The 2,479-nt window shown below is 76.2% G+C and carries 2 protein-coding genes; one reads left to right on the top strand and one right to left on the bottom strand.

From position 1 onward, the window contains the following. Nucleotides 1-1,004 (top strand): phosphatase PAP2 family protein (locus DLJ47_RS10050; protein WP_109899779.1); only part of this gene is annotated, 1,004 nt, incomplete at its 5' end. Between the two features lie 64 nt (nucleotides 1,005-1,068). Here the strand turns inward: DLJ47_RS10050 and DLJ47_RS10045 are convergent. Continuing rightward, the coding region (locus DLJ47_RS10045; RefSeq protein ID WP_233257754.1) for a PH domain-containing protein at nucleotides 1,069-2,479 on the bottom strand (1,411 nt) is incomplete at its 5' end.

The following is a 2,479-nucleotide window of genomic DNA, read 5'->3' as shown; positions in this document are numbered from 1 at the left end:
GCGCCCCGACCGACCCGCCCGCGTCGCCCGACGGCGGGCGTCGCCGCATGGTCGCGATGACCACCTGGGGGGTGGCCTTCGTCGCCGGCTGGCTCGCCATCGGGCTGCCCACCGACCCGGCGTACGCGTTCCTGTGGATCTGGGCGGCCACCATCGCCTGGAACTCCACCCGGCCGTGGCGCAGCCACCTGCGCTTCGCCCGGGACTGGGTGCCGGTGGTGCTGCTGCTCGCGGTCTACAACCTCTCCCGCGGGTTCGCCGACAACGGCGCCACGCCGCACGCGTACGAGCTGATCGTCGCCGACCGGTTCATGTTCGGCTGGGCCACCGGGGGCGAGGTGCCCACGGTCTGGCTCCAGGAGCACCTCTACCGGCCCGCGGTGCAGTGGTGGGACGTGGCCGCCAGCTGGGTCTACTTCTCGCACTTCGTGGTGGCGCTGGCCGCCGCCGCGGTGCTCTGGCTGCGCGACCGGGGGCGCTGGGCGGCCTTCATGCGCCGCTGGGCCTTCCTCTGCGCCACCGGCCTGGTCACCTACTTCCTCTACCCGGCCGCCCCGCCCTGGTGGGCGGCGCAGAACGGCCTGCTGGAGGAGGTCGCCCGGATCTCCACCCGGGGCTGGAAGGCGTTCGGCATGCACGGCGCCGGCAACCTGCTCAACGCCGGCCAGATCGCCTCGAACCCGGTCGCCGCGATGCCGTCACTGCACACCGCGTTCGCGCTCTTCGTGGTGCTGTTCTTCCTGCGGCAGACCCGGCGACGCTGGTGGCCGCTGCTGCTGGCCTACCCGCTGGCGATGACCTTCACCCTGGTCTACTGCGGCGAGCACTACGTCATCGACGTGCTGGTCGGCTGGGCGTACGTGGGGATGACCTTCCTGGTGGTCGGCCTGGCCGAGCGCTGGTGGGCGGCCCGGAAGGTCCGCCGCGCCGCGCCGGAGCGCGACCCCGGGCCGAGCGACCCGCCGGCCGCCGCCGAGCCACCGGCGGTGCCCGCGACCCGCTGACCGCCGGCGCCGGTCGGCGCGGCCAGGCCGGGGTCGGTGACCGCTCCCCGGCGCGCCGGAACGCTCAGCCGGCGCGGCGGGCGGCGTGCGCGCGGGCCATCAGCTCCGCCGCCAGCGCCCACGCCTCGGCCAGGTCGCGGTCCCGGGCCGCGGCTCCCGCGCCGCCAGCGGTGTCGGCGTGCACGGAGGCCAGCCGCAACCACCGCTGGAGCGGCCCCTGCACCACCCGCACGCTCTGGATCCGGGCGTACGGCACGATCGCCACCTGCCGGGTGAGCAGGCCGGAGCGGACCGCGAAGACCCGCTCGTGCAGGCCGGCGCCGAGCACGCCGCGGCTGAGCGGGTTGAGCCAGCGGGCCCGGGCCGGCGGCGGGCTCAGCGGCAGGGCGCCGATCCGCACCCCGGGCAGCACCTCGGCGACGATCGCCTCGCCGGTCGGCAGGTCACCGACCGGAAGCAGCCGGTCCGGCCGGTTGCGCTCGTCGGCCTCCCCGGCGGAGTAGCCGGCCACCTCCAGCCGCAGCCGGAGCCAGCCCTTGACCCGCCACAGCAGCGGCCAGGTCACCCCGACCGTCTGCACCCGGTGCAGCGGCACCGTCTGGGCGCGGGTCTCCAGCAGGCCGTTGCGCACCCGCAGCGTGCCCTCGTCCCGGGCCAGCCGGAAGTTCCAGTCGTCGAGCACCCGGCGGACCGGTTGCAGCAGCACGCCGGCCATCGCGGTGAGCGTGCTCGCCACCGCGATGAACGACCAGGACCCCGCGGAGAGGAACTGCACCACCACGAAGGCCAGGCCGAACGGCAGGAAGAACGCCTGTGGGGTGAGCAACTGGCTGACCAGCAGGTCCTCGTTGCGCACCGTGTGCAGCGGCCGGCCGGGCGGGACGGCCGCGTCCGGGACGGGGGCCACCGCCGCCGGGGTCGTCGTGCCCGGGGCCGGCCCGGCCGCCCCGGGGGTGACCCGGCCGGCGAGGGCCAGCAGCCGTCCGCGCAGCGCGGCGGCATCGGCCACGCTCAGGTACGCCAGCGGCGCCTCGGTCTTGCCCCCGCCGACCACCTCCAGCCGCAGCTCGGCCAGGCCGGTGAGCTGGGCGAGCAGCGGGCGGACCACCTCGACGGCCTGGAGCCGCTCCAGCGGGATGGCGCGGGTGCGCCGCCAGAGCAGCCCCTCGTACACCCGCAGCTCGCGGCCGACCACGTGGTAGCCGGTGTTGTACCAGCTCACCACCGACAGCACGGTGGCGCCCAGGGCGATCACCACCACCATCGCGGCGAACCAGCCGAAGCCCACCCGGGACAGCGTCGACCAGGACAGGCCGGCGATCACCACCACCAGCGACTTGGCGCCGTGCAGCGCCGGGCTCAGCGGGTGCAGCCGTTGCCGCGGCTCCACCGCGCCCGGCGGTGGCATTCCGCCCGGCGGCGGAGCGGCGCCGGGTGGTGGGACCGCGCTAGGGGGAGACGCGCCGGGTGGCGGG

The sequence above is a fragment of the Micromonospora sp. S4605 genome, assembly GCF_003176715.1.
Classification (GTDB): domain Bacteria; phylum Actinomycetota; class Actinomycetes; order Mycobacteriales; family Micromonosporaceae; genus Micromonospora; species Micromonospora echinaurantiaca.
This window is presented reverse-complemented; position numbering and strand designations above follow the sequence as displayed.